The organism is Mycobacterium sp. NGS62 (assembly GCF_059812285.1).
The window spans coordinates 824,835-849,894 of sequence record NZ_JCALCK010000002.1 but is presented as its reverse complement, the minus strand read 5'-3'; the positions used below and the strand labels follow the sequence as shown (position 1 = coordinate 849,894).

The 25,060-nt window shown below is 66.7% G+C and carries 29 protein-coding genes; 5 read left to right on the top strand and 24 right to left on the bottom strand.

Features of this window, described 5'->3' with window-relative positions:
* Positions 1-98: 98 nt before the first annotated feature.
* From AC5Y49_RS09015 to pdxS, 5 genes are read right to left on the bottom strand one after another with little or no spacing between them, the layout of a single operon-like run.
* Entirely contained in the window at positions 99-851 is a 753-nt protein-coding gene (locus AC5Y49_RS09015; protein WP_499886086.1) for a YebC/PmpR family DNA-binding transcriptional regulator, read from the bottom strand.
* A gap of 45 nt (positions 852-896) precedes the next feature.
* Positions 897-2,282: an ABC1 kinase family protein gene (locus AC5Y49_RS09010; RefSeq protein ID WP_499886084.1), complete on the bottom strand. Its 1,386-nt coding sequence runs from the start codon at positions 2,280-2,282 to the stop codon at positions 897-899.
* A 47-nt stretch (positions 2,283-2,329) separates the two neighbouring features.
* Positions 2,330-2,926, bottom strand: a complete 597-nt coding sequence (pdxT, locus tag AC5Y49_RS09005; protein ID WP_499886083.1) for a pyridoxal 5'-phosphate synthase glutaminase subunit PdxT — start codon at positions 2,924-2,926, stop codon at positions 2,330-2,332.
* Positions 2,923-3,768 (bottom strand): acyl-CoA thioesterase II, encoded by an 846-nt coding sequence (gene tesB / locus AC5Y49_RS09000; RefSeq protein ID WP_499886080.1) that lies wholly within the window; start codon positions 3,766-3,768, stop codon positions 2,923-2,925. Before tesB ends, pdxT begins: the two co-directional genes overlap by 4 nt.
* 9 nt (positions 3,769-3,777) lie before the next feature.
* The gene (gene pdxS / locus AC5Y49_RS08995; protein ID WP_499886076.1) at positions 3,778-4,689 is read right to left on the bottom strand and encodes a pyridoxal 5'-phosphate synthase lyase subunit PdxS; all 912 of its coding nucleotides are present in this window, start codon (positions 4,687-4,689) and stop codon (positions 3,778-3,780) included.
* A 170-nt stretch (positions 4,690-4,859) separates the two neighbouring features.
* Between pdxS and AC5Y49_RS08990 the strand changes: the two genes are divergently transcribed.
* Complete coding sequence (locus AC5Y49_RS08990) at positions 4,860-6,059, top strand: glycosyltransferase 87 family protein (protein ID WP_499886075.1); 1,200 nt, start codon at positions 4,860-4,862, stop codon at positions 6,057-6,059.
* Here AC5Y49_RS08990 and AC5Y49_RS08985 read toward each other — a convergent pair.
* The 7 genes from AC5Y49_RS08985 to AC5Y49_RS08955 all read right to left on the bottom strand — a co-directional run bounded on the left by AC5Y49_RS08985 (position 5,963) and on the right by AC5Y49_RS08955 (position 12,977).
* Entirely contained in the window at positions 5,963-6,994 is a 1,032-nt protein-coding gene (locus AC5Y49_RS08985) for an NUDIX hydrolase (protein WP_499886074.1), read from the bottom strand. The genes AC5Y49_RS08990 and AC5Y49_RS08985 overlap by 97 nt on opposite strands.
* Positions 6,994-8,118, bottom strand: coding sequence for a glycosyltransferase family 4 protein (locus tag AC5Y49_RS08980; protein ID WP_499886072.1), 1,125 nt, complete (start codon positions 8,116-8,118; stop codon positions 6,994-6,996). The genes AC5Y49_RS08985 and AC5Y49_RS08980 overlap by 1 nt, the downstream gene beginning before the upstream one ends.
* Entirely contained in the window at positions 8,118-9,044 is a 927-nt protein-coding gene (locus AC5Y49_RS08975; RefSeq protein WP_499886361.1) for a phosphatidylinositol mannoside acyltransferase, read from the bottom strand. Before AC5Y49_RS08975 ends, AC5Y49_RS08980 begins: the two co-directional genes overlap by 1 nt.
* A gap of 59 nt (positions 9,045-9,103) precedes the next feature.
* Complete coding sequence (pgsA, locus tag AC5Y49_RS08970) at positions 9,104-9,757, bottom strand: phosphatidylinositol phosphate synthase (RefSeq protein ID WP_499886070.1); 654 nt, start codon at positions 9,755-9,757, stop codon at positions 9,104-9,106.
* The gene (locus AC5Y49_RS08965; RefSeq protein ID WP_499886068.1) at positions 9,754-10,305 is read right to left on the bottom strand and encodes an ATP adenylyltransferase; all 552 of its coding nucleotides are present in this window, start codon (positions 10,303-10,305) and stop codon (positions 9,754-9,756) included. The genes pgsA and AC5Y49_RS08965 overlap by 4 nt, the downstream gene beginning before the upstream one ends.
* Positions 10,298-12,343, bottom strand: coding sequence for a threonine--tRNA ligase (gene thrS / locus AC5Y49_RS08960; RefSeq protein WP_499886066.1), 2,046 nt, complete (start codon positions 12,341-12,343; stop codon positions 10,298-10,300). Before thrS ends, AC5Y49_RS08965 begins: the two co-directional genes overlap by 8 nt.
* Positions 12,344-12,485: 142 nt before the next feature.
* Positions 12,486-12,977: a YflT domain-containing protein gene (locus AC5Y49_RS08955; RefSeq protein ID WP_499886064.1), complete on the bottom strand. Its 492-nt coding sequence runs from the start codon at positions 12,975-12,977 to the stop codon at positions 12,486-12,488.
* A gap of 134 nt (positions 12,978-13,111) precedes the next feature.
* Here AC5Y49_RS08955 and AC5Y49_RS08950 point away from each other — a divergent pair, with 134 nt between their 5' ends.
* A complete protein-coding gene (locus tag AC5Y49_RS08950; protein ID WP_499886062.1) occupies positions 13,112-14,782 on the top strand; it encodes a Na+/H+ antiporter in 1,671 nt (556 codons plus the stop codon).
* A 35-nt stretch (positions 14,783-14,817) separates the two neighbouring features.
* On the opposite strand, the gene AC5Y49_RS08945 is transcribed toward AC5Y49_RS08950, so the two are convergent.
* The 3 genes from AC5Y49_RS08945 to AC5Y49_RS08935 are packed head-to-tail and all read right to left on the bottom strand — an operon-like array spanning position 14,818 to position 17,707.
* The gene (locus AC5Y49_RS08945) at positions 14,818-15,777 is read right to left on the bottom strand and encodes an alpha/beta hydrolase (protein ID WP_499886060.1); all 960 of its coding nucleotides are present in this window, start codon (positions 15,775-15,777) and stop codon (positions 14,818-14,820) included.
* A complete protein-coding gene (locus tag AC5Y49_RS08940; RefSeq protein ID WP_499886057.1) occupies positions 15,774-16,883 on the bottom strand; it encodes an MBL fold metallo-hydrolase in 1,110 nt (369 codons plus the stop codon). Before AC5Y49_RS08940 ends, AC5Y49_RS08945 begins: the two co-directional genes overlap by 4 nt.
* On the bottom strand, positions 16,880-17,707 hold the full coding sequence (locus AC5Y49_RS08935) for an SDR family oxidoreductase (RefSeq protein ID WP_499886055.1): 828 nt from the start codon (positions 17,705-17,707) through the stop codon (positions 16,880-16,882). The genes AC5Y49_RS08940 and AC5Y49_RS08935 overlap by 4 nt, the downstream gene beginning before the upstream one ends.
* Positions 17,708-17,789: 82 nt before the next feature.
* Here AC5Y49_RS08935 and AC5Y49_RS08930 point away from each other — a divergent pair, with 82 nt between their 5' ends.
* Positions 17,790-18,443, top strand: coding sequence for a TetR/AcrR family transcriptional regulator (locus AC5Y49_RS08930; RefSeq protein WP_499886053.1), 654 nt, complete (start codon positions 17,790-17,792; stop codon positions 18,441-18,443).
* Between the two features lie 18 nt (positions 18,444-18,461).
* Here the strand turns inward: AC5Y49_RS08930 and AC5Y49_RS08925 are convergent, their stop codons facing one another.
* The 3 genes from AC5Y49_RS08925 to AC5Y49_RS08915 are packed head-to-tail and all read right to left on the bottom strand — an operon-like array spanning position 18,462 to position 20,433.
* Positions 18,462-18,887, bottom strand: a complete 426-nt coding sequence (locus AC5Y49_RS08925; protein WP_499886051.1) for a TIGR02611 family protein — start codon at positions 18,885-18,887, stop codon at positions 18,462-18,464.
* Positions 18,884-19,498, bottom strand: a complete 615-nt coding sequence (locus tag AC5Y49_RS08920) for a PaaI family thioesterase (protein ID WP_499886047.1) — start codon at positions 19,496-19,498, stop codon at positions 18,884-18,886. Before AC5Y49_RS08920 ends, AC5Y49_RS08925 begins: the two co-directional genes overlap by 4 nt.
* Before the next feature lie 50 nt (positions 19,499-19,548).
* On the bottom strand, positions 19,549-20,433 hold the full coding sequence (locus AC5Y49_RS08915) for an aldo/keto reductase (protein WP_499886044.1): 885 nt from the start codon (positions 20,431-20,433) through the stop codon (positions 19,549-19,551).
* A 58-nt stretch (positions 20,434-20,491) separates the two neighbouring features.
* On the opposite strand from AC5Y49_RS08915, the gene AC5Y49_RS08910 reads away from it, so the two are divergent.
* Positions 20,492-20,989, top strand: coding sequence for a DUF1990 domain-containing protein (locus AC5Y49_RS08910; protein ID WP_499886041.1), 498 nt, complete (start codon positions 20,492-20,494; stop codon positions 20,987-20,989).
* Positions 20,990-21,028: 39 nt separating this feature from the next.
* On the opposite strand, the gene AC5Y49_RS08905 is transcribed toward AC5Y49_RS08910, so the two are convergent.
* Positions 21,029-21,472 (bottom strand): Rv2617c family stress response/phage resistance protein, encoded by a 444-nt coding sequence (locus AC5Y49_RS08905; protein ID WP_499886038.1) that lies wholly within the window; start codon positions 21,470-21,472, stop codon positions 21,029-21,031.
* A 90-nt stretch (positions 21,473-21,562) separates the two neighbouring features.
* Between AC5Y49_RS08905 and AC5Y49_RS08900 the strand changes: the two genes are divergently transcribed.
* Positions 21,563-22,258, top strand: coding sequence for a helix-turn-helix transcriptional regulator (locus AC5Y49_RS08900; protein WP_499886035.1), 696 nt, complete (start codon positions 21,563-21,565; stop codon positions 22,256-22,258).
* Here AC5Y49_RS08900 and AC5Y49_RS08895 read toward each other — a convergent pair.
* The 5 genes from AC5Y49_RS08895 to fdxA are packed head-to-tail and all read right to left on the bottom strand — an operon-like array spanning position 22,255 to position 25,027.
* Entirely contained in the window at positions 22,255-23,199 is a 945-nt protein-coding gene (locus AC5Y49_RS08895; RefSeq protein WP_499886032.1) for an NAD(P)H-dependent flavin oxidoreductase, read from the bottom strand. The genes AC5Y49_RS08900 and AC5Y49_RS08895 overlap by 4 nt on opposite strands.
* An 8-nt stretch (positions 23,200-23,207) precedes the next feature.
* Positions 23,208-23,549 (bottom strand): cupin domain-containing protein, encoded by a 342-nt coding sequence (locus AC5Y49_RS08890; RefSeq protein ID WP_065015281.1) that lies wholly within the window; start codon positions 23,547-23,549, stop codon positions 23,208-23,210.
* 31 nt (positions 23,550-23,580) lie between these two features.
* Positions 23,581-24,006, bottom strand: a complete 426-nt coding sequence (locus AC5Y49_RS08885; RefSeq protein ID WP_499886028.1) for a hypothetical protein — start codon at positions 24,004-24,006, stop codon at positions 23,581-23,583.
* A complete protein-coding gene (locus AC5Y49_RS08880) occupies positions 24,003-24,674 on the bottom strand; it encodes a helix-turn-helix transcriptional regulator (protein ID WP_499886025.1) in 672 nt (223 codons plus the stop codon). The genes AC5Y49_RS08885 and AC5Y49_RS08880 overlap by 4 nt, the downstream gene beginning before the upstream one ends.
* A complete protein-coding gene (gene fdxA, locus AC5Y49_RS08875) occupies positions 24,671-25,027 on the bottom strand; it encodes a ferredoxin (protein ID WP_499886022.1) in 357 nt (118 codons plus the stop codon). Before fdxA ends, AC5Y49_RS08880 begins: the two co-directional genes overlap by 4 nt.
* Positions 25,028-25,060 lie beyond the last annotated feature (33 nt).

Below are 25,060 nucleotides of genomic sequence, written 5' to 3'. Positions count from 1 at the left end.
TCAAGCTCCCTCGATGCCGAACGGTTGTTCGATACCCTAACGGGCAGCGCCGACAAGAGCCGGTAGGACACGCGGTCGCAGGCTCGACTCGCGGGCTGTCACTCCTCGATCTGAGCCAGGATCTCGTCGGGGATGTCGGCGTTGGTGTAGACGTCTTGCACGTCGTCGCTGTCTTCGAGCGCATCGACGAGTTTCATGACTTTGCGGGCACCCTCGGCGTCCAGCGGAACGGTGACCGACGGCTGAAAGCCCGCCTCCGCGGAGTCGTAGTCGATGCCGGCGTCCTGCAACGCGGTACGGACCGCCACCAGATCACCTGGCTCGCTGAGGATTTCGAAGCTATCGCCAAGGTCGGTGACGTCTTCGGCGCCCGCTTCCAGCACCGCGGTCAACACGTCGTCTTCGGTCAGCCCGTTCTTCTCCAAGGTCACCACGCCCTTGCGGGCAAACAGGTAGGCCACCGAGCCGGGGTCGGCCATGTTGCCGCCGTTGCGGGTCATCGCCACCCGCACCTCGCTGGCGGCGCGGTTGCGGTTGTCGGTCAGACATTCGATGAGCACAGCCACCCCATTGGGGCCGTAGCCCTCGTAGGTGATGGTTTGGTAATCGGCGCCGCCGGCCTCTTCACCGGCGCCGCGTTTGCGGGCGCGCTCGATGTTGTCGTTGGGCACCGAGTTCTTCTTGGCCTTCTGGATGGCGTCGTAGAGGGTCGGGTTACCCGCCGGGTCACCACCGCCGACGCGGGCCGCAACCTCGACATTTTTGATCAGCCGGGCGAAGTTTTTGCCGCGACGGGCGTCGATGACGGCCTTCTTGTGCTTGGTGGTGGCCCATTTGGAGTGGCCGCTCATCGGCGTGCTACCTCTTCTGTTGCTGGCAAAGTTCGCCAGACGAGTCTACGTGGGCGGCAGGCGCGGGTCGTCCGTCGCCCGCGGGCGCTGCCCCTCCCCGGGCGGGAAGAATCCCGGTATCCATCGTTCGATCAGCGTCGCGTAGGCAACCTGCGCGTCAAGTTGCACGGCTACTCCGAGCAGACCGCCCAGCGTGCGGAGCAACATGACGTAGCCGGGCGGGATCGTCAGTTGCCGGGCCACCTTGAACCGGTCAGCAAATCCGTCCGCGAGCGGGTCGGCGGTGATCAGGGCCGACTTCTGGAACCAGTCGCGGGTGAAGTGAAACTCCCCGGAGCGCAACGGATCGATGTAAGCCCACAGCGGTCCGAGGTACTCCACCAGCTGCTCGGCGCTCAGGTCGTAGTGCTGGGGCATGAACCCGAGCTTCTTCATCAAGAAGATTGCTTCATCCCACTGTTCGTCTCGCGCCCAGCACAGCAGCTCGCCGAATTCGGCGGGAACCCCGCCGGGATGCTCGGCGACGGCGCCGAAATCGATGACTCCCAGCCGCCCGTCCGCCAGCATCATGAAGTTGCCCGGATGAGGGTCGGCGTGCACCAGCCCGACCCGGGCGGGTGAGCTCACCGTGAACTCAAGCAGCAAGGTGCACACCGCGTCTCGTTCATCTTGGGTGCCCTCGGCGATGATTGTGGAAAGACGTCGACCCTCCGCCCACTCCGAGATGATGACCTTGGGCGCACTCGCGACCACTGCCGGTACGAAGAACTTCTGGTCGTTCGCAAAAGCTTTCGCGAAGGCACGCTGATAGTCGGCTTCCTGCCGGTAGTCCAGTTCTGCTTCGATACGTTCGCTGACCTCGGAAACGAGGCGGTCCACGTCCGCTCGCGGCACGATCTGCTTGGCGAGCCAGGAGAACCGTTGGATCAACTTGAGATCCGCGCGTAGCGCGTCGTCGGCGCCGGGGTACTGGACCTTGACGGCGACTGTGCGCCCGTCTTTCCAGGTGCCTTTGTGAACCTGTCCGATACTCGCCGACGCGACCGGGGTGTCGTCGAAGGATTCGAAGCGTTGGCGCCACTTGGTGCCGAGCTGGGCGTCGAGCACCCGGTGCACCTTTGCTGCCGGCAGCGGCGGTGCTTCGGTTTGCAGCTTGACCAAGGCCTCCCGGAACGGATCGGCGAACTGCGGAGGTATTGCGGCCTCCATTACCGACAGCGCCTGACCGACCTTCATGGCGCCGCCTTTGAGCTCCCCCAGCACCTGGAACAGCTCGTCGGCGGCCCTTTCCAGCAGCTCCGCGTTGACTTCTTCCTTGGACTTGCCGGTCATCCGCTTGCCCACGCCCAGCGCGGCCCGCCCGGCCACTCCTGCTGGAAGTCCGGCCAGCTTTGCGACGCGTCCTAATCGGCCCCGCACGATGTCGGCCATGAGCACATCATGCCTGGCGGCAGCCGTGGTGTCTCGCTCGCGCGGGGCTAGGCCGCCCCGGTGACCATGTCGACGAACAACCGGTGGATGCGACGATCGCCGGTCATTTCCGGGTGAAACGCGGTCGCCAGCACGGGGCCTTGCCGCACCGCGACGATGTGACCGGCTGCGCGGGCCAGCACCTGGACATCTGCACCCACCCGCTCCGCCCACGGCGCCCGGATGAATACAGCGTGCACCGGATCGTCGAGACCGTCGAAGGCGATGTCACCCTCGAACGAGTCGACCTGTCGTCCGAAGGCGTTGCGCCGCACCGTCATATCGATGCCACCCAGGGGCAGCGCCTCGCGCCCGCCGGCGCCGGCATCGAGTATCTCGCCGGCCAACAAAATCATCCCGGCGCACGCCCCGTAGGCCGGAAAGCCCTCGGCCAGCCGCTTGCGCAGTGGATCCAGCAGGTCGAGTTCGCGCAGCAGGTGGCTCATCGTGGTGGACTCCCCGCCGGGGATCACCAGTGCATCCACCGCGTCGAGTTCGTCGCGGCGGCGCACCGGTTGCGGATCGGCTCCGGTTTCGCGCAGCGCCGCCAGGTGTTCGCGGGTGTCGCCCTGCAACGCCAGGACGCCGATATGGGGTGCGCTCACTGGCTCCCCGGTCGGAAGTCGCGTTTGTAGCGGGTCAGGCCCTCCTGCATCACCGCCGCGACCATCTCGCCGTACTGGTTGAAGAGCTTGCCCTGGGTCAGCGACCGCCCACCGCACGCCGACGGCGACGACTGGTCATACAGGAGCCATTCGTCGGCCCGGAACGGCCGCATGAACCACATCGCGTGGTCCAGTGATGCGACCTGCAAGTGGTCGCGCTCCTGAAGGTGGATTACCTGCGCCGAACCGAGCAGGGTGAGGTCGCTCATGTAGGCCAGCGCACAGATGTGCAGCACGGGGTCGTTGGGCAGCGGATCGCGATGCCGAAACCACACCTGCTGCTGGGACGCCAGTCCGGGCAGGAGTGTCAGCTGCTCCCGCGGCACGATCCGCACATCCCACTCTTCGAATTGGCGGAATCCCGCGTCGTCGAACACTTTCATCGACTGCAGCCCGGGCAGATCGTCGGGCGGCGGCGCCGAAGGCATCACGTCCTGGTGCTCGATGCCGCTCTGGTCGGTCTGAAAGGACGCCGACATGGAAAAAATCGTCTCGCCGTGCTGGACGGCGTTGACCCGCCGGGTGCAGAACGAGCCGCCGTCCCGGATCCGTTCGACGAGAAAGATCGTGGGCGCCTTGGCATCTCCGGGTCGTAGAAAATATCCGTGCAGCGAGTGCACCAGGAAGCGCGGGTCGACGGTGCGCACCGCCGACACCAGCGTCTGGCCGGCCACGTGGCCGCCGAAGGTGCGCTGCCAGGCGCCTGATTGGGCGGAGAACACACTGCCCCGGTAGATGTTGACCTCGAGCTGCTCGAGATCGAGGATCTGCTCGATCGCCACGGATCGTTCTTACCAGCCGCGTTCGGCCAGGCGATGCGCCGTCGCGATCTCCTCGACATTGATGCCGACCATCGGCTCACCCAGCCCCCGTGACACTTTGGCCAGCACGTCGGGGTCGTCGTAGAAAGTGGTGGCCTTGACGATGGCGGCGGCCCGCTGGGCCGGGTCGCCGGACTTGAAGATGCCCGAGCCAACGAACACCCCCTCGGCGCCGAGTTGCATCATCATCGCGGCATCGGCGGGGGTGGCGATGCCGCCGGCGGTGAACAGCGTGACCGGTAATTTACCGGCCCGGGCCACCTCCACGACAAGCTCGTAGGGCGCTGCGAGTTCCTTTGCCGCAACGAATAATTCGTCTTCCGACAACGACGTCAACCGACGGATCTCGCCGCCGATCGCCCGCATGTGCGTGGTGGCGTTGGAGACGTCGCCGGTGCCGGCCTCACCTTTGGACCGGATCATCGCCGCGCCTTCGCCGATGCGCCGCAGCGCCTCGCCCAGATTGGTGGCGCCGCAGACGAACGGGACGGTGAATTTCCACTTGTCGATGTGGTGGGTGTAGTCGGCCGGGGTGAGCACCTCGGACTCGTCGACGTAGTCCACCCCCAGGCTCTGCAGGATCTGCGCCTCGACGAAGTGCCCGATGCGCGCCTTGGCCATCACCGGGATGGTGACCGCGGCGATGATGCCTTCGATCATGTCCGGGTCGCTCATCCGCGACACCCCGCCCTGGGCGCGGATGTCGGCGGGCACCCGCTCGAGGGCCATCACCGCGACGGCGCCGGCGCCCTCGGCAATGCGGGCCTGCTCGGGCGTGACGACGTCCATGATGACGCCGCCCTTGAGCATTTCGGCCATGCCGCGCTTGACCCGCGCGGTTCCGATTTGCCCGCGGCCGTTCGACGAACCGGCGCTATCCACTGCTGATCTCCTTCACCTGGTACTAAGCCAGTCTAAAGCGTCCCGAAAAGCTGATGGTAAAAGGCGCGACCTGGGCGGATCGATCAGACCGCGGATGGTGCTACGATCCCGCGCATGCTGCCGATCGGTGGACCATTAGGTCGCAGCACTGATCGAAAACCTCGCCGGCAGTGAGCTTCCGAGCCGTCTCGCCCCTCGCCATTGTCCTGCTGCTCGGGACGATTGCACGCTGCGTCCTGATCCCGCTGACCCACGGCCAGGACTTCGTGGTCTGGGACATGGCCAGTGCGGCAACCCTGCGCGGCGTCAACATCTACACACATCATCCGCACTACCCCGCCGGGCCGTATGCGTACTTCCCGCTCTGGCTGTACATCGAATTGCCGTTCCAATGGTTGGCCCAGCACAGTGGCATCCCGTTTCAGGTGGCGGGCAAGCTGCCGATCGCGGCCGCCGATCTGGCCTGCACGCTGCTGCTCGCGGCCGCGGCGCGCCGCGGAGGCCGCAACGAGTGGGTGGTGGCCGGAGCCGCCGCAGCGTTCTTTCTGAACCCGCTGGTTCTGTACAACAGCGCCTACTACGGCCGCTTCGACTCACTGGGCTGTGCGCTCCTGCTGGCCGCTCTGCTCAGCCTGTCCGCTCGGCGCAATATCAGGTCGACCGCCGGCTACTACGCCCTGGCAGTCGCCGCGAAGACGTTCCCGATATTCGTGCTGCCGACCATCCTGCGCCATGTCAAAGGCCGGCGGCTCGCGATCATCGGGACCCTTGTCCTGGTCGTCGCCGTTCTGTGCCTGCCCTACCTGCACAGCTTTCACGCGCTGTATGCCGATGTGGTTCTTTACGACGCGACGAAGCTTCCGCAGGGGTTGTCGTGGCAACGGGAACTGCTCGGGCTACTGACGCACGAACAAGCCAAGTGGCTCAGCTATCTGCTGCTGGTCTGCTTCGCGGCCGCCGCGGTCCTCCTCGCGTCGCTGACCGACGTGTGGCTTGCTACCGCGCTGACCCTGGTGGCTTTCCTGCTGGCCAGCAAAGTCGTGCTCGAGCAGTACCTGATCTGGCCACTGCCTTTCCTGATCGTGGTCGCGGCCGGCGCCGCGGCCAGGTTGGCAGCGTCGACGTTATGTCTGGCCGGGCTGCTCACCGCGTTCGGCATGCTGGACAACGCCAGCTTCCATCCGTTCGAGCCGGCCGCGGCGATGCCGTGGTTGTTGGCCGGCATCTGTCTGCTCGGGTTGGTGGTGTGTCTGAGTTTCAGCCGGAGCGCTGCTCAGCGGATCGACTGCAGCTGCCGCCGCGGCCCCGAGGACTCGCCATCGGCCAGTGCCACCGCGTCGGCCAGCAACTCGGATAACTGCAGCGGGTAAACGGTCTCGCCGGCGGCCACCAGGCCGGCGATGTCGGCCGCGCCACACCAGCGGTGACAGTGGATGTAGCGGCGTTCCAGCTCGGTCCGCCCGGCGATGGACGGCTCGAACCGATGGGTGCGGTAGACGAAGAAGAACTCCTGGCTGTCCAGCACTGCGCCATTGAAGTCGAACACGGCATCGCGTCGCCAGATCGGTCCGACCATGTCAGCGGGCTCAGCCCGCAAACCGGTTTCCTCGGCGAGCTCGCGGGCGGCGGCCTGCGCCAAGTCTTCGTCGTCGCCGACCTGCCCGCCCACGGTGAACCACCAGCGCGGTGCGGTGTCATGGGGCAGCGCCGGGTCGGATCCGCACAGCAGCAGCACGGCGCCGGTGCCGTCGAGCAGCACCACCCGCGCCGACGTCCGCCGGTTGGCCGCGTGGCCGCTCAGCCCGTGCATGCGTGACCGCTCGGCGATCTCGAAATAGCTTGGCAGTGCGGCCCTTCCGCCCAGGCGCAGCAGACGCACTATCGTTCGCTCGCGCAGCGCCAGGGTGTCGCGGACCGCGTCGTTGTGGAACCGGCGGGCCAACAGCACCCGGGCTTCGGCGTCGGCCAGCTCAGCGACCAGCGCCGACGGCAGCAACGCCGGATCGACAGCAGCCAGCGCTGCCGACAACTCGTTTTCACCCGCCTCGCGGTCGTGGCGGGGAGCACGTTCGGCCGCGTCAGCCAGCGCCGCCAGCCGCTTACCCTGGGCCGCGCCGTGAAAGGCGTCGATCGCGACGGCGCGGGCCACCACGGCGCGGCGGGCCAGCGCACCGTCGAGCGCCTGCCAGGACAGGTCGCAGCGCACATGTAACCGGTCCAGGCGGTTGGCGGTGTGATAGCCCCAGGCGCCCAACACCACCAGCAGCGCGACCAGCGCCGCGACCGCCACCAGCAGCCAAACCATCAGCTGGCCACCTGAACCTTGGTGCCGGAGCCGGCCACCGTCTCATAGACCCGCATGATCTGGTTGGCCACCACCGACCAGTCGTACCGGCGCACGGCCTCGTGGCCGGCCGCGACGTAGCGTCCGGCCAGCACATCGTTCTCCAGCACCGTGACCAGGGCTTCGGCCAACGCGGCGCCGTCGTCCACCGGAACCAGCCGGCCGGCCTCGCCGTCGCGCAGCACCCGCCGAAACGCGTGCAGATCACTGGCCACCACGGCGGTGCCGGCGGCCATCGCCTCAACGAGCACGATGCCGAAACTCTCACCGCCGGTGTGGGGTGCGCAGTAGACGTCGGCGCTGCGCAGCGCCGAGGCCTTCCCGGCGTCGTCGATTTGGCCAAGGAACCGCAGATGCTTCGCCAAATCGCCGGCAGCGTCGCGCAATTCGTCCTCATCGCCGCGCCCGACAATCAGCAACTGCACGTCGGGCAGGTGCTCGACCAGCGTGGGCAACGCGTCGAGCAGCACCGCCATCCCCTTGCGGGGCTCGTCGTAGCGGCCCAAAAACAGCACCGTCTTGCCGGGCCGCGGATATCCGTCCAGCCGCGGCGCCGATGCGATCGACGCCACATCCACGCCGTTGGGGATCTCCACCGCGTCGGAGCCCAGCGCCTCCATCTGCCAGCGCCGCGCCAGGTCGGACACCGCGATGCGGCCGACGATCTTCTCATGCCAGGGCCGCAGCACCCCCTGGAAGACGGTCAGCGTCAAAGATTTGGTGGTCGACGTGTGAAAGGTCGCCACGATCGGCCCCTCGGCCACCCGCAACGCCCACATCGAGAGGCTGGGCGCGTTGGGTTCGTGCAGGTGCAACACATCGAAATCGCCGTCGGACAGCCAGCGCCGAACCCGGCCGTGCACCGCCGGACTGAACTGCAGCCGCGCCACCGAGCCGTTGTAGGGAATCGGGAAGGCCCGGCCGGCGGAAACGACATAGTCGGGCAGCGCGACATGCGGCGACGACGGCGCCAGCACGCTGACCGTGTGCCCCCGCGCGCGCATCACCTCAGCGAGCTGCAGGACATGCGACTGCACCCCGCCCGGCACGTCGAACGAGTACGGACACACCATCCCGATGCGCATCAGACTTGTTCCTGCTCCCCGGGTCGCGTCGCTCCAGCTCGCCCGATTCCCAAGCTGGCCCGTCGCTCATCGGACAGATCAGCCAGCCATTGCGGCTGCAGCATATGCCAGTCGGCGGGGTATGCGGCGATGTTGCGCGCGAACTGGTCCGCCAGCGCCTGGGTAATGGCGCTGACGTCGCGGCTGGCGCAGTCCAGCGCCGGATAGATCTCCGCGCCCCAGCCGGCGTCCTCGAACCAGCAGTGCACCGGCAGCAGCGCCGCGCCGGTCTCGATGGCCAGCTTCGCCGATCCGGCCGGCATCCGGGTGGGCTCACCGAAGAAGTCGACTTGAACGCCGGTGCGGGTGAGGTCGCGCTCGGCCATCAGGCAGACGACCCTGTTGTCGCTCAGCCGTTGGCTGAGCAGTTCGAACGGCGGCCGCTCGCCGCCCGACAGCGGGAGTACCTCGAAGCCGAGACTTTCGCGATAGTCGATGAACCGCCGGTACAACGACTCGGGTTTGAGACGCTCGGCGACGGTGGTGAAGGTGCCGTGTGTCTGGGTGAGCCAAACACCGGCCATATCCCAGTTGCCACTGTGTGGCAACGCCAGCACCGCCCCACGGCCGGTCGCCAGCGCCGCTTCCAGATGTTGTTGCCCCAGGATCGACTCGTCGAGTTGTTGGGCCACTCGCCGGTGGTCCATCGTCGGTAGCCGGAACGCTTCCCGCCAGTAGCGCGCATAGGAGGCCAGCGACGCACGCATCAGTGCACCGGGCACCTCGGCCGGCGCCACCCCGAGCACCCGGGCCAGGTTCTTGCGTAGCTGCTCGGGCCCGCCGTTGCGCGACGCGTAGAGCGCTCCGGCGTCGAACACGTTGCGCGCGGCCAACTCCGGCATGGTGCGCACCATCATCCAGCCGGCCGCATACCCCCAGTCGCTCATTCGGCCGGCCAGCGGGAAGCGACTGAGCCCAGGCACTTTCAGTCCCGCCGGCAGCGAGATCACGGCTCGCTCTTTTCCGACTCCCCCGGGCGCAGCGGATCCGCCGCACCTGGCGAGGTCCGCACGGTATGCAACCGCTGCGCGCAGGTGACCATGCTGGCCGCGGCGAGCAGCCACATCGCCACGTGCACCGCCCAGGGCAGCGGGAACAGGGGCAGGTCGGACAATCCCGCGCCGACTAGCACGATGATCAACCGTTCCGGTCGTTCGATGAAGCCGCCGTCGCCGCGCAGACCGCTGGCTTCGGCACGGGCCTTGATATAGGAGATCACCTGCGAGGTGACCAGGCAGATCAGCGTGGCCACTACCAGTGACGGGCTGTGCAGGCCGAACGCCGCCCACCACGCCAGCCCGCAGAACACCGCGCCGTCGCTGATGCGGTCACAGGTGGCGTCGAGCACCGCGCCAAACCGGCTGCCGCCGCCGCTTTCCCGCGCGATCGCGCCGTCGAGCAGGTCGAACATCACGAAAAACCAGATCACCAAGGTGCCGGCGAACAGCCGGCCGGTCGGGAACAACGTCAGCGCGGCGACCACGGCCGCGGCGGTGCCCAGGATGGTGACGCCGTCCGCGGTGAAACCCACCCGCAGAAACGCCCTGGCCAGCGGCGTGGTGACGCTGGCGACCCCCTCGCGGGAAAAGAGCTTGCTCACGGTTGCCTGGCCCACTCGGTCGCCAACAGCTCACGGGTATCGCGCAGCAACTGCGGAATGACCTTGGAATCACCGATGATCGTGATGAAGTTGGCGTCACCGCCCCACCGCGGCACGACGTGCACGTGCAGATGCTCGGCCAGCGACCCACCCGCCGACGTGCCCAGGTTCAGTCCGACGTTGAAGCCGTGCGGCCGCGACACGTTCTTGATGACGCGAATCGCCTTCTGGGTGAACGCCATCAGCTCTGCGCTCTCCTTGTCGGTGAGGTCCTCGAGTTCGGATACCCGCCGATACGGCACCACCATCAGGTGCCCGGGGTTGTACGGGTAGAGGTTGAGCACCGCATAGACGAGTTCACCGCGGGCGACCACCAGGCCGTCCTCGTCGGACAGCTGCGGGATGTCGGTAAAAGGTTGTGCACGGCTGCTCTCGTCCCGCCGCAGCGGCGCCTCGGCCAGGTAGCTCATCCGGTAGGGCGTCCACAACCGCTGCAGGTGGTCCGACTCGCCGACGCCTCTGTCGACGATGAAGTCCTCGTCAGCCACGGCTGCTCACCTTCATCGAATCCGCGGTGGGAGCGCTGTTTTCGCGCTCGGCAATCCATTTCACGATGGCGTCGACGGCTTCGTCACGACTCACCCCGTTGATCTGCGTGCGGTCGCCAAACCGGAAACTGACCGCGCCGGCGGCGACGTCACGATCCCCGGCCAGCAGCATGAACGGCACCTTCTGGTTGGTGTGGTTGACGATCTTCTTGGCCATCCGGTCGTCGCTGGAATCGACCTCGACCCGCACACCCTTCGAGCGCAGTTGGGCCGCAACATCTTCCAGATACGGCACATGACCGTCGGCGACGGGGATGCCGACCACCTGCACCGGCGCCAGCCATGCGGGGAACGCGCCGGCGTAATGCTCGGTCAGCACGCCGAAGAACCGTTCGATCGACCCGAACAGCGCGCGGTGGATCAGCACCGGCGTCTGCCGGGTGCCGTCGGCGGCGGTGTACTCCAGGTGGAACCGATCGGGCATGTTGAAGTCCAGTTGGATGGTCGACATCTGCCAATTGCGCCCGAGCGCATCGTTGACCTGAACTGAGATCTTGGGCCCGTAGAACGCGGCCCCACCGGGATCGGGAACCAGCTGCAGTCCCGACTCCTCGGCCACTGCGCGCAGTGTTTCGGTGGCTTCGTCCCACACCTCGTCGGAGCCGACGAACTTGTCGGGGTCTTTGGTGGACAGCTCCAGGTAGAAGTCGTCCAACCCGTAGTCGCGGAGCAGGTCGAGCACGAACCGCAGCAGCGACGCGAGTTCGGTACGCAGTTGCTCACGAGTGCAGTAGATGTGCGCATCGTCCTGGGTCATCCCGCGTACCCGGGTCAGTCCGTGCACCACGCCGGACTTCTCGTAGCGGTAGACACTGCCGAACTCGAAGAGCCGCAACGGCAGTTCGCGGTAGGACCGTCCGCGGGAACGGAAGATCAGGTGGTGCATCGGGCAGTTCATCGGCTTGAGGTAATAGTCCTGCCCCGGCTTGCGCACCGTGCCGTCGGCGTCGTACTCGGCGTCGATGTGCATCGGCGGGTACATGCCGTCGGCGTACCAGTCCAGGTGCCCGGAGGTATGGAACAGGTCCGCCTTGGTGATGTGCGGAGTGTTGACGAACTCGTAGCCGGCATCGATGTGCTTGCGCCGCGAATACTCTTCCAGCTCGCGGCGCACGATTCCGCCTTTAGGGTGGAAAACCGCCAAGCCGGAGCCGATTTCGTCGGGGAAGCTGAACAGGTCCAGCTCGGCGCCCAGCTTGCGGTGGTCGCGGCGTTGGGCTTCTTCCAGCAGGGTCAGGTGGCGGTCGAGGGCTTCCTGCGACTCCCAGGCGGTGCCGTAAATGCGTTGCAGGCTGGCGTTGTTCTGATCGCCGCGCCAGTATGCCGCCGAGCTGCGGGTCAGCCTGAACGCCGGAATGTGGCGGGTGGTGGGGATGTGCGGACCGCGGCACAGATCGCCCCAAACACGTTCGCGGGTACGGGGATTGAGATTGTCGTAGGCGGTGAGCTCGTCGCCGCCGACCTCCATCACCGCCGGGTCCCCAGACTTGTCGTCGACGAGTTCGAGCTTGTAGGGTTCACCGGCCAGTTCGGCGCGCGCCTCGTCCTTGGATTCGTAGACCCGCCGGGCGAACAGCTGCCCGTCTTTGACGATGCGGCGCATCCGCTTTTCCAGCGCTTCCAGATCCTCCGGGGTGAACGGTTGCGCCACGTCGAAGTCGTAGTAGAAGCCGTCGGTGATCGGCGGCCCGATCCCCAACTTGGCGTCCGGGAACATGTCCTGGACGGCTTGGGCCAACACGTGGGCACACGAGTGCCGGATGACGCTGCGACCCTCGTCGGTGTCGGCCGCTACCGGAACGACCTCGGAATCGACGTCCGGTGTCCAGCTCAGGTCACGCAGTTTGCCGTCGGCATCGCGCACCACCACGACGGCGTCGGGCACGCCGCGGACCGGCAACCCCGCGTCCCGCACCGCTGCGGCCGCGGTCGTGCCGGCAGGAACCCGGATCAGGGCGGGCTGCGCAGGGGCGGTCATGACGGCGGTCTCCAAGGCTCGGGGGAACGACGACCATGCTATCGGGGCGGTCAGCAGCCAAGCAGGAGCCGTCGAGCAGCGAACGGACCCGGCGGCGCCGCTGTCAGCAAAATCGTTCGCTCGGGTTCACCCCGGCATACCGTTACCCGGCGTGGACGTAGCGGGCCGCTTCCGGTGCGTGGTCGGCCGTAACGCAGATGTCGTAGCGCTGGGCTTCCAACGTTTGCACGCTGGAGAAGTCACGCCGGCCTCGAGTCGACCAGTGTGCGACGAATCCGAAGACTGCACCCCAGAACGCACCGATGGCCACCGCGATGAGCAGCGCCCATATCCAATACGGCCCGACCGTGAAGATCGCAAAAAGCAACCCGATGAGCAGACCCCACCACGCACCGGCGCCGGCGCCGGCCCACGCTGCCCTTGCGTTGGTCAGGCGGCCGGTGACGTGTTCAACCGTGCGTACACCGTCGCCGACGATGCGGACGTGCTCCACCGGAAACCCGCCGTCGGACATCCGGTCGACCAGTTGCTGCGCGGCGAAGTAATTGTCGAAGGATGCAATAACCTCCCGTCGGACGGGCGGCTCGGCGCGGGCCTGCTGGCTCGGACCGGATTGACCAGACGGATAAACCATTGCAATCTCCTGACGCGTTCTCGACAGCTACTTACATCTGGGGTTGACGTGAATCGCGGACCGCAAACGGATTGCCGACCCGAGGTCACGACATCGATCACGGCGGATCAGACGATGTCCGGCAGAATGTGGCCGTGGTGGTGCAGACGGCCCTGGCACTGCTGCTCGCCGCTGTCGGCGTCATCGTGGTGGTGAGTTGGATCAGTGAACGCACCGGACTGCCGGGCGCGGCGCTTCTCACTTTGGTCGGCATCGGGTATGCGCTGCTGCCAGGGCCGAACCTCAGCCTTGATCCCGATGTCGTGATGACATGCATATTGCCGCCGCTGCTGTACAACGCGGCGCTGGAATCGTCGCTGGTCGGGATACGTCACAACCTGCGCACGGTCATCAGCCTGTCGGTGGTGCTGGTGCTGGTGACCGCATCGGCCGTCGGTGTGGCGTTCAGCCTGTTCATCGGCGGCGCGACGCTCGCGGTGGGCATGGCGCTGGGCGCCGCAGTGGCGCCGACAGATCCGGTGGCCGCGCTCGCCGTCGCACGAAAGGTCGGCCTACCGCTCAACATCGTCACACTGATCGAGGGCGAAGGACTGCTCAACGACGCCACCGCGCTCACCACGTTCTCGGTCGCCATTGCAGTCGCTCGCGGCGCCGGATTCTCAGTGCCATCGGCAGCCGGAAAATTCGTGCTGGCGGCCGTGGGTGGTCTGGTAGTGGGCATGGTGCTGGCGTACTGCCGACGTTTCATCAGGCGCTGGACCCGCGACGTGTTGACAGCCAACGCGATCTCGCTCGCGACACCGTTTTTGACCTATCTGGCAGCCGAGAAGGTCCATGCCTCGGGCGTTTTGGCGGTTGTGGTGTGTGGGCTGATCGTCGGCCACCACTCGCCACGATCGGAATCTGGCGCGAGCCGACTCCAGACCCGCGCCGTCTGGCGACTGGTCAACTTCCTGCTCGAAGGTGTCGTCTTCCTGCTGATCGGTCAGCAACTGCCGGCTATTCTCCACGGCCTCACGGGCTACGAACTCTCGACGATCATTGCGGCAGTGACGATCACGGTCGCGGTGGTGCTGTTGGTCCGACCGCTGTGGTTGTTGCTCACCCAGGCGCTTCCTCGACCGCTGCATACCCGGCTCGGCAACGTCTCCGGCGACGATGCCCCTCGGTCCCGCAACGCTAAGCGACTCAGCGGCCGCGAGGTTTTCGTGCTCAGCTGGGCCGGCACCCGCGGCGTGGTGAGCCTCGCCGCGATTTTCGCGCTCCCATTCGTCACCGACAGCGGCACACCGTTTCCCGACCGGAGTCTGCTGCTGTTCTGCGCCTTCGTGATCGTGCTGGTGACACTGATCGGACAGGGCATCACCTTCGCTCCGGTGGTACGAGCCCTGGGCCTGCACGCCAATGCCGTCGACGAAGTGCGTCTGCGCAATCAGGCTCGAACAGCTGCCGTTCAGGCTGCCCTCGACAGACTGGACGAGCTGGACCAACAGGACCACGACGATGTTGATCCACGGGTTATCGATGGTGTGCGCCAACAGTTGTCCGCGCGGCTGGAGCGCTATCGACGTCGACTCGATCTGCTGGAATCCTGGGATTCCGATGAGATCCCGGCCTCCCCCGCCTATGAGGCCAATGTCGGGATACGCCGCGCGGCCATCGAAGCCCAGCGCGACGAACTCGTGCGCCGGCGCGACGCCGGCATGCTGCCCGACCGGAGCCTTCGCGTGCTAGAACGCGAGCTCGACCACGAAGAGGGCATGCTCCCGGTGGCTACACCGCCGCCACGCCGGCGCAAGCCCTGATACTGCTGGCTTCCGGGGATGACTATGCGAGGGCGCTATTCGAGTGCTGCGCGCAGAAATTGGCCAGTCAGGGTGATGGCTTCGCGGCCTTCCGGCAGCAGCCGGCCGAGCACGGGGAAGGCGTGGACTTGACGGCGCCAACGGTGCGTCTCGACCGGTGTTCCGGCTTCGTGCAGCCGCTGGGTGAACGCGAGGATGTCGGGCTCCAATAACTCACGTTCGGCGACGGTGAAGAAGCTCGGCGGAAACGCGGCGATGGGTGCGTCGATCGGCGTCCGCGAGCCGCGCAGCTCGATGTCACCGCGCAGCCACTTCGCCTTGGCCCGGCGCACCGCGCTCAGCGGCTGATACGCGTCGTGTTTGAGCGCAGCGGGGTCGCGTTGGTCGGCGTCGAGACTGAGTTGCGGTGAGTAGCCGACGAAGGCGGCTGGGCGGCTAATGCCGTCGGTGTCGGCGAGCTCACAAATCTTGGCGGCCAGAAAGCCGCCGGCGGAGTCGCCTGCGACGATGACCTTGCCGGGCGCCGCCTCTTGGGCCAGCGCCCGGTAGGCGGCGTACGCGTCGGATACCGAGGTGCCGACCCCTACCTCGGGAAGCTGCCGATAATTAACGGAATGTACTGGCACACCGGTTGTTTCGGACAGGCCACTGCACAGGCGACGATGGGTGGCCGGGCCGCAGAAGAGGAACGCGCCGCCGTGCAGGAACAGGATGTGCGCTCCGGCAAGGGCGTCGGTGGCGGGTTGGTGCGGGGTGCAGGAGTGCGTTGTGACGCCCCCGAGCCGGGTGTGGCTGTGGCACACCGTCGTGGGGTACGGCAGCCGGGTGAACGCGGTTTCGATGATGCGCAAGGCGCGGATCCCGCGGTCTCCCAGCGGCCAAACCCGATAGACCTGCTTGAGAAAGATCCGGGCCAGCCAGTAGAGCAGCACCGATGTGGCGCTCGGCGAACTGTGACTGATGATCGGCGATACGACGGGCCGTGTCGTCGTCACGAGGCGCTTCGGCCGGGTTTGACGACTTCGCCGTAGTTCAGCGGGACGTGCGAATACGTCGGGATCAGCGGCCATTGGCGTTTCCAGGACACACATTGCGACGACGGGATCACCTGCACCCAGCGTGGGTCGCGCGGCGAAGGTGAGGCCATCGTCTTCTCCTTGACCATCGAGTCGTACTGGTCGAGGGTGTCCTCCAGCGTGTTGGCGTTGAGCACAACCTCACGACCGTAAAACGCGGCCTGCTGCTTGACGCCCGGGATCTTCGACAGCTCAGGCTGCCAATTGTCCGGCGCCATACCGTTTTCCGAGCACACCCAGACACCATCGGGAGTGTTGACGCACAGCGAATGGTTCCCGTCGGTGTGACCGGGTGTCCACAGCAGGCTCACCCCGACGCCCAGTTCCACGTCGCCGTCGAAGATTTCGAGTCGCTCCGCCGGTACGCCGGCCATCCCGTTTTCGACGTACCAGGCCCACTGCATGGGATGCAGCGCCTCGAACGTGCCGAGTTCCTTGCGGTGCACCAGCAACTTGGCGTTGGGAAAGACCGGGTCTCGGGGCTTGTCCTCCCCCTCGATCGGCTCGGTGCTGCCCATGATCATCCGCACGTCCTGCACATGCAGATGGTCGTAGCTGACGTAGTCGACGTCTGCATTCGTCAGACCCAGATTCGGCAGCACCTCGTCGGGGTCGTTGTAGTACTTGACGAAGAATCGCCCGGCGTGCAAAGCATTCCCGAATTTGCGGATCTTGTTGTAAAACGGCGCTTCGGCGGATCCATCCGCAACGGTCGGCTCCCAGACCAAGGTTTTGAGCTTGCCGTCGAAACCCTCGAACTGGATCACCATCATCCGATTGATGATGGAAATGAACGGGTTGAGATTGACCGAATAGCCCTGAAACGCGAACCGGGCCGGATACGGAGCGGCCACCAGGTCGATACTTTTGATCGCCTTGACCTGCCCCTGGGAGGCGAAGCGTTCCCGATAGCGTTGCGCGGCGGCCCGCACTGCCTCGAGTCGAGCACCCCGGGGCCAAACGTCGTGCACGCCGTCGAACTCCGGTATCGGCCGCACGATCGCGGTGGGCTGGGTCGTTGTCATTGGTCTCCTCCATCAGCTTGGGATTCACCGGCGCGCGCGGATGATCCGCGTGTCGCCGCAATTTGGTCGGGGACCATGCGCCGTAGCACAAGGTCGCGGGTGCGCTGCGGCAGCGCCGCGACGAACCGGGTCAGCGGCCCCACATATCCGGGGATGGTCACCTCGAAGCGCGGCCGTTCGATGGTCCGCACCACCGCCCGCGCGACATCCGCCGGCTGTAGGAGCCGCGCGGCGCCGGTCGCGGTGCCGGCGGCCAGTTCGGTCTCCACGACACCCGGCATGATCACCGAGAGTTCTATCCCGCTGCTGCGCAGTTCTTCTCGCACGCCAACGAGATAGCCGAGCACTCCGTGCTTGGTGGCCGCATACGTCGATTCGCCCGGCGGGGACAGCCGCGAGGCGGCCGACGCGATCGTGACGATATGGCCGCGGCCCCGGGCTCGCATAGCAGGAGCCGCCAGCCGAACACCGCGGATGACACCGCCCAGGTTGACGTCCAACATGCGTTGGGTCCACGACTCGGGTTCTTCGTCGAATGGACCCACCCACATCACCCCGGCGTTGTTCACCAGCACGTCGATCGGTCCCCACAACGCCTCGACGGCGGCGAGGAAGGCCCGAAACGACGCCGAGTCGGTGACGTCGAGATCGAATCCCTGCACGGTGCCGGGTAGCGCCGCGGCGGTGCTGCGCACGATCTCGCCGTCGCGATCGCCGATAGCCACCCGCGCCCCGGCGGCGGCAAGTTGGCGGGCGATTTCCCGCCCGATCCCCCGCGCGCCGCCGGTCACCGCGATCACCTGGCCCGTGATCGGTGCGTTCATCTCAGTTACGCCCCCATCCTGACATGAAGACATGTCAGAATTGATACTCTACTCTGCAGTCCGACGACAAACAAGGACAGAGATGGCAGGCAAGCAGTTAGCTGCGCGGCCGGCAGGACGCAAATACCACGGGCTGACTCCCCAGGAACGCACACGTCAGCGGCGTGCCGCCATCCTTGCGGCGGGTCTGGAAGTGTTCGGCATCCGCGGATATGCGGGCAGCTCGGTAAAACAGATCTGCGGCGTCGCCGGCCTGACCGAACGGTACTTCTACGAGTCGTTCAGCGACCGCGAAAGCTGCCTCGCCGAGCTCTACTCCGACCTCGTCGACCAGATGCGCGCAGCCACCCTGGCGGCCGTCGAGTCCGCCGGCACCGATGTCGACGCGAGAGCCCAGGCCGGTCTGCACGCGTTCATCGGCTACCTCACCGACGACCCGAGACGCGCCCGGGTCGTACTGACCGAGGTGGTCGGGGTCTCGCCCGAGATGGAACAGCGGCGCCACGGCGTCTTGCGGCAGTTCGCCGATATCGTCGCCACCATTTGGGCCGCCTCCCGCACCGAACCCCTGACGCAAAAGGAACATTCGACCGCCGTCGCATTGGTCGGCGGCGTGAACCATCTACTCGTCGACTGGCTGATGACCGGCAGCAAGCAACGTCCCGGCGACCTGGCCGACGTCTGCGCGACCCTGTTCACCGCGGCGCGGGAACGGCTCGACGCCCCACGCCGCTAGGAACCGCGCGGGCTGGAACTACGAATGCTGGGCGATCGGGCTCGTCAGCCACGACTGCTCGACACCCACCAATTCCGCCGACCAATGGGCGACGCCGAGCAGCCACATCGTCGTCACTACGATCGCCGCGGTAAACGCGACACCCAGCGCCTGTGTCCACCGGCTCCTGCGGGCGAACCACGCCATCACCGCGTCATACCGGCTCCTGGCGTATGTCAGCACTCGGTGCGCCCAGGCGAATTCGCTGGCGAGAATGGCCAGGCCCAGGAACACGATGGCCCACCCCGGCCCCGGGTACGGAATCGCAATGATGCCGATCGTCAGAACGGTAAAACCGATCACCGCGACGGCCGTCCGGTAGCCGAGCTCGACGACGGGCCAACGGCGCAGCCGATCTCGCCACCGGGACCAGCGGTGCGCGATTGGCCGTCCCGACGGTGTCACGGTTGTCCCGGCCGTAACCGAACGAAGAGGGCCTCGGCGTCGGCCAGAACGGTCTCGCCGTCGAGCAGGCGTCCCTCGACGAAGATTTTCCGGCCGCCGGTGCGTTCGATCCCCGCATCGACCTGTAGCTCTTTTTCGATCGGCACAATGCGACGGTAGTTTAGGTGCAAATACGCGGTGCGCTGGTAGGGCCCGCCGGTGAGCACCGCAGACGTCAGGCCCAGCACCGAATCGAACAGCTGCGCAATCGCGCCGCCGTGCACGGCACCGTTGCGTCCCAGATGAAACCGGCGGAAGCGGGCCCAGCCGTGGATGCGGCCGTCGCCAGTTTTGGTCATTTTCATCGGCACCGTCAGCAGGTTGCCGCGCATCGGCAGGTCCATCCGGCGGCCCGACGGGGAGCGCCACTCGTCGGTGTCGTACGGGCTGAGCAGATCGGACACCTTCTCGAGCAGGTCGGCCGCCTCGCTGATCACCTCGTCGGGCGCATCGACGGCACGCGCGTGATCCTGCAGCGTCCGCGCCGCGTCGATGAACCGGCCGTAATCGGGCCCGCCGCTTGTGGTCGGGTCGGGCGGATTGAATCCGCCGCCCGCGTGCTTGGCGTTCACTCTGCGCTCACCACGCGGTCCACTCGCACTTCTGCACGGTAGCCGCAGAGTCAATCCTGCTGCTGCGCCCCCGCGGCCCCCAGCGTCTCGAACTCGTCGTCGGACAGCGTGATCTCGGCGGCGGCGACGTTTTCCTCGAGGTGCGCCACGCTGGAGGTGCCCGGAATCGGCAACATCACCGGCGAGCGTTTCAGCAGCCAGGCCAGCGACAACTGTGCGGGTGTCGCGTGGTGTTCGGCCGCCATCTGTTGCAGCGGCCCGTCGGGGGCGGCCAGCGGTCCAGCGGCCAGCGGGAACCACGGGATGAAGCCGATGCCCCGCTCGGTCGCCGCGTCCAGCAACGGTTCGGCGTCCCGGGCCGTCAGGTTGTACATGTTCTGCACCGACACGATCGGGGTGATCTGCTGAGCGGCGCTCAGTTGATCGACGTCCACCTCCGACAGGCCGATGTGGCGAATCTTGCCTTCCTCGCGCAACTTCACCAGCTCACCCACCTGGTCCGCCAACGGGAAGTTGCGGTCGACGCGATGCAGTTGGAAGAGGTCGATGGTGTCGACACCCAGACGCCGCAGGCTCATCTCGCACTCCTGGCGCAGATAGGTCGGATTGCCCAACGGCACCCACACATCCGGGCCGGTGCGCAGCAGCCCCGCCTTGGTCGCGATGACCAGCCCCCGGTAGGGATGCAGCGCCTCGCAGATGATCTCCTCAGACACGTAGGGGCCATACGAGTCGGCGGTGTCGATGAAGTTGACGCCGAGTTCCACGGCGCGGCGTAATACCCGCACGGCTTCCCCGCGGTCGGCCGGCGGGCCCCAGACACCCGTGCCGGTGATGCGCATGGCACCGAATCCGAGCCGGTTGACTGTGAGGTCACCGCCGAGAGTGAAGGTCCCGGAAGCTTGGGCAGGAGTTTGAGAGCTTGGTGCGGTCATGAAGCCGACCGTACGCCGCCAATGCCTATAGCCCGTTACGTCGTGGCAAGCTGAGCGGGTGGACTTGCGCATGCTGGCCGATTTACCGCTGACCTATCCCGAAGTGGGCGCGACCGCCGGCCCGCCGCCTCCGGGCTATCACCACATGGGCTTTGCCACCCAGATCGGTGCGGGCCAAAAGCGTTTCGACGACGCCGCCGACGCGGTGATGCATTGGGGAATGCAGCGCGGCGCCGGACTGCGGGTGACGGCCAGCAGCGAGGTGGTCGAGGTCGGCGCCGTGCTGCTGGTCAAGCTCGCCTTCCTGCAGGCACCGTGTCGTGTTATCTACGTCATCGACGAACCGGATGTCAGGGGATTCGCCTACGGCACGCTGCCCGGTCACCCGGAGTCCGGTGAGGAACGATTCGTCGTACGCCATGACCCGGTGACCGCTGCGGTGTTCGCGGAGGTGTCGGCATTCTCACGGCCGGCGACGTGGTGGAGCAGGGCCGGCGGACCGGTCGTGACGCTGGCCCAGCGCATCATCGCCAAGCGCTACGTGCGCGCGGTGTGATGCACTGGGCCGCACCGATTCGCAGCCGGTCGGGCCGCGTCAGGGTTGCCGGGGAGTGTGGAAGCCCTGGGCCAGCCGGCCGAGCGCGACGGCGCCGACCAGCAACCCGAAGTCACGCAGCGCGACGTCGTAGTGACCGGACAGCGTCAGCAGGTCGACGATGATGCCGGCCAGCCAAGCCGTCACCACCCAGGCCCCGAGGCGCGGCGCGACCGCTACCAGGATGCCGGCCACGATCTCGATCACGCCGACGACGTACATGCACTGGTCGGCGTTTCCGGGAACGATGTCGTTGATCCAGTTGGCCAGATACAACTCGCCCCAGTGATAGGGATGGGTCAGGAGGTTGAAGAACTTGTCCAGCCCGAACAGGATTGGCGCGACGGTGAAGACGACGCGCAACGCGAAGTACGCGGAGTACGTCGGATCCTTCAACCGCTCGGCGAGGGTGGCCGTTGGGGCCGGCGCGTGGGTAGTAGTCATGTCTCGCTCCTTACTCTAAAAGATCCTAATTTGAACGTTAGAACAAGGCGTACTCTAACGTCAAGGGTTTAATCCGTTAGAAGTGGAGATATGGGAGACTTGCAGCGCGACGCGGCCGGCATCGGCGCGCTCGCCGATCCGGTGCGACACGAGCTCTACCGGTTCGTCTGCTCGCAGCCGGAGCCGGTCAGCCGGGATCAAGCAGCCGACGCGGTCGGTATTGCGCGCCACCAGGCGAAGTTCCACCTCGACCGACTGGAGGCCGAGGGTTTGCTGGAATCCGGCTATGCCCGGTTGACCGGGCGGTCCGGCCCCGGGGCAGGCCGGACGTCCAAGCTGTACCAACGGGCCAACCGCGACATCGCGGTCAGCCTGCCGCAGCGGGAGTACGAGCTCGCCGGCCGGCTGATGGCCGAGGCCATCGCGCGGTCCGCGCAGACCGGCATGCCCGTCGTCGAGGTGCTGCAGCAGGTCGCGCACGACTACGGCCGCGCCATCGCCGATGCCGCGGTCCGCGATGACCGGCAGCCGCCCGACGCGCAGGCAGCGCTCGAACTGGCGACGACCGTGCTGGCCGACTACGGCTACGAGCCGCGGCGCGCCGACGGCGAGGTCTATCTGGCCAACTGCCCGTTTCACGCGCTGGCTCAAGAGCAGACCGAACTGGCCTGCGGCATGAACCATGCACTGATCACCGGTGTGACCGATGCGCTCACCCCGCACTGCCCTCGGGCGCGGTTGCAGCCGCAACCGGAGCGGTGCTGTGTGGTGCTGACAAGCGACTAACCCCAGCGGCCAAGCAAACCTTCGGCGCCCGAGCAGAGCCGGTCGATCACGTCGGCCACCGGCGTCACGCCGGTCACCATTCCCACCCCTTGTCCCGCGTCGACCGGAGCCACCCGATAATCCTCGGCGGCGATCGCCTCGGCGAGTTCGGCCTGCGCACCGGAATCGCCGGCCAGCGCGTCTTCGCGGCCGCCCCAGCGGGCGACGAAGTCGTTGCGCAGCACCCGCGACGGAAACCGCTTGGGCCACGGGCGATCACGACCGACGTCGAACACCCGAGTCGCGGTGGTGTCCGTCTCGCCGGCAGCAATCAGCATCCGGCGGGCGGCGTCGCTGGTCAGCGCCTCCGAGGAAGCCGACAAGCAGGTGCCCAACCACGCCCCGCCGGCACCGGCGGCCAGCACCGCGGCGAGGCTGCGCGGCGAGGCGATGCCACCCGCGGCCAGCACCGGCAGTGACACCGCGTCCAGCACGGCATCCAGCAGCGGCAGCATCGCGACCCTCGCATCGCCGTGACCACCGCCCTCTGCACCCCGGGCGACCAGAACGTCGATGCCGGCATCCTGGGCGCGCCGGGCCTCGCCGCCGTCGTAAACCTGGGTGGCGGTGGCGATTTCGGCATCATGGGCGCGACGGACCCAAGACCAGTCGGTCCCGAAACTGACCGACAGCAGGACCGGCTGCGCGGCCAGCGCCGCATCGAGCAGGCCCGGCTCCTTGCGAATCACCCAGTCCACCAAGCCAATTCCGACCATCCCGCGCACGTGCTGCAACTCGGCGGCCAGTGCCGAGGTCGACCCGGCGCTGCCCATACCAACCATGCCCAGCCCGCCCGCCGCCGTCACGGCGGCCGCGAGCCGTCCGCCGGCGACTCCGCCCATCGGTGCGTTGACGATCGGCACTCGCAACCCCATGCGGCGGGACCATGGTGTCGACAGCACAGCGTCGGCTACGCCGAAGGAATGTTCTTCACCACGGTCAGGATGATCACCGAATCCTCGAGTGATTCCAGCGCGTGCCGGCGCGGCGGGATCGTGACGTGGTCACCGGTTTTGCCCTCCCAGGCTTCGTCACCGGCGGTGAGCCGCACGTGGCCCTGCAGGACCTGCAGCGTCGCCTCCCCCGGGCTGTCGTGTTCCGCCAGCTCCTGACCGCTCAGCAGCGCCAGTACGGTCTGGCGCAATTCGAGCGCATGACCGCCGTGGATGGTGTGCGCGGCCCGACCGCTATGCGCCTCTCGCGCCTTGGCGAGTTGTTCGGCGGCCAGGCTGGTCAGTGAGACGGAGTCCATCGATGATTTCCTTCGAGTCGGAGGTGGGCCTTCAGCTGGATAGTAGAAGAACCCCGGCTACGGCCAATGCAACCACCTTGATCAGTTCGAGGCCGACATACCCGTAATGGGCGCGTGAGCGCGGCGCGTTCAGACCGGCGAGCACCTTGTCGGACCGGCGGTTCAACCGCGGTCGCACCGCGCCCAATTGCAGGCCCAGCATGGCAAACGCGACGACGAACGCCACCGTGACAGCGGTCCGGGGCGGGCTGGCCACGGCGGCCACCAGGATCACCACGGCGAAAACGACCTCCACGCTGTTGAGCGCGCGGAAGACCAGCCGGCCGATGCCGAGCCCGATCTGAGTGGTGACGTTGGGTGCGCGGAACTTCAGCGGCGCTTCGAGGAACGAGATCGCCAACACCATGCCCAGCCAGAGGAAGATGACGGCGACGGCGACGGCCGCTCCAGCGGTCATCTGCGAGAGCCCAGAGTGAGGTGCGTCATGCACAGGTCCGGTTCGGCGAAGGCGTCCAGCCGATCGACCGCGACCGGCGCCTGCCAGGTTTCCAATGCTCCTTGCATGAGCCCCAAGTGAATCGGGCAGACAACGGCGGTCCGGGCTTCGGCCAGTTCCAGGAATGGACAGTGCCGCAGACCGACCTCCTTTTTGCCGCGGCGCTCCGGCGCAAACCCGAGGTCGTCGAGCACGTCGACCAAGTGCTCGATCGATTCCTCGGTGCCGAGAGTTGCGGACCGTTTGCCGCTCTCGGGCGGCGGTTCCAACTGCTTGCCCCACGCCCGGCCGGCGGCCAGCGCCTTGGCGCCCGGATCTCGTTCTGCGGCAAAGCCCATCGCCAAGATCTCGGCCAGCAACCGGTAACGCCGCGGGCCACCGCGGTCCATCTGGCGGGTGGCCCGGAACAGCAACGGCGGCCGGCCCGGCCCTTTACGATCGGGCGCCACCTGCTCCACCTGTCCCTCACTGACCAGTGTGTCGAGATGGAAACGGACGGTATTGGGATGCACGTGCAACTCGTCGGCGACCGCGGCGATGCTCATCGGCGCCGTCGCCGCCTTCAATACCCGAAGGACGTCGCGCCGGCGACCGGCGTGTTCGGTTGGTGACCTGACGATGTCGCTCATTCTTCCTGAGTTTCGTCCGCCTTCGGCAGACTAGCCACCAAGGGAGTGTCCACGCCGAGCGGGCCGATCTTGGCCGCGCCGCCCGGCGAGCCCAGCGGCTCGTCGCGGCCCGGCAAGGTTTCCGAGAAGAACGCGTCATTGTCGGCCAGGTAGGGCTGCAGGTCCTCGGGCAGATCGTCCTCGTAGTAGATCGCCTCGACCGGACAAACCGGCTCGCAGGCACCACAATCCACGCATTCGTCCGGGTGAATGTAGAGAGCACGCCCGCCCTCGTAAATGCAGTCAACCGGGCACTCCTCCACACAGCTCCGGTCCATCACATCAACGCATGGTTTCCCGATCACGTACGTCATGGGCTAGAGTTTACACAATTTGCCTTGTAGAAA

Bases quoted from the DNA above. Each gene is read 5' to 3' on its own strand.
- AC5Y49_RS09015 (WP_499886086.1), bottom strand. From the start codon at position 851: ATGAGCGGCCACTCCAAATGGGCCACCACCAAGCACAAGAAGGCCGTC.
- AC5Y49_RS09010 (WP_499886084.1), bottom strand. From the start codon at position 2,282: ATGGCCGACATCGTGCGGGGCCGATTAGGACGCGTCGCAAAGCTGGCC.
- AC5Y49_RS08985 (WP_499886074.1), bottom strand. From the start codon at position 6,994: ATGGTTTGGCTGCTGGTGGCGGTCGCGGCGCTGGTCGCGCTGCTGGTG.
- AC5Y49_RS08980 (WP_499886072.1), bottom strand. From the start codon at position 8,118: ATGCGCATCGGGATGGTGTGTCCGTACTCGTTCGACGTGCCGGGCGGG.
- AC5Y49_RS08975 (WP_499886361.1), bottom strand. From the start codon at position 9,044: ATGAGCGACTGGGGGTATGCGGCCGGCTGGATGATGGTGCGCACCATG.
- thrS (WP_499886066.1), bottom strand. From the start codon at position 12,343: ATGACCGCCCCTGCGCAGCCCGCCCTGATCCGGGTTCCTGCCGGCACG.
- AC5Y49_RS08955 (WP_499886064.1), bottom strand. From the start codon at position 12,977: ATGGTTTATCCGTCTGGTCAATCCGGTCCGAGCCAGCAGGCCCGCGCC.
- AC5Y49_RS08940 (WP_499886057.1), bottom strand. From the start codon at position 16,883: ATGACAACGACCCAGCCCACCGCGATCGTGCGGCCGATACCGGAGTTC.
- AC5Y49_RS08935 (WP_499886055.1), bottom strand. From the start codon at position 17,707: ATGAACGCACCGATCACGGGCCAGGTGATCGCGGTGACCGGCGGCGCG.
- AC5Y49_RS08930 (WP_499886053.1), top strand. From the start codon at position 17,790: ATGGCAGGCAAGCAGTTAGCTGCGCGGCCGGCAGGACGCAAATACCAC.
- AC5Y49_RS08915 (WP_499886044.1), bottom strand. From the start codon at position 20,433: ATGACCGCACCAAGCTCTCAAACTCCTGCCCAAGCTTCCGGGACCTTC.
- AC5Y49_RS08905 (WP_499886038.1), bottom strand. From the start codon at position 21,472: ATGACTACTACCCACGCGCCGGCCCCAACGGCCACCCTCGCCGAGCGG.
- AC5Y49_RS08900 (WP_499886035.1), top strand. From the start codon at position 21,563: ATGGGAGACTTGCAGCGCGACGCGGCCGGCATCGGCGCGCTCGCCGAT.
- AC5Y49_RS08890 (WP_065015281.1), bottom strand. From the start codon at position 23,549: ATGGACTCCGTCTCACTGACCAGCCTGGCCGCCGAACAACTCGCCAAG.
- AC5Y49_RS08885 (WP_499886028.1), bottom strand. From the start codon at position 24,006: ATGACCGCTGGAGCGGCCGTCGCCGTCGCCGTCATCTTCCTCTGGCTG.
- AC5Y49_RS08880 (WP_499886025.1), bottom strand. From the start codon at position 24,674: ATGAGCGACATCGTCAGGTCACCAACCGAACACGCCGGTCGCCGGCGC.
- fdxA (WP_499886022.1), bottom strand. From the start codon at position 25,027: ATGACGTACGTGATCGGGAAACCATGCGTTGATGTGATGGACCGGAGC.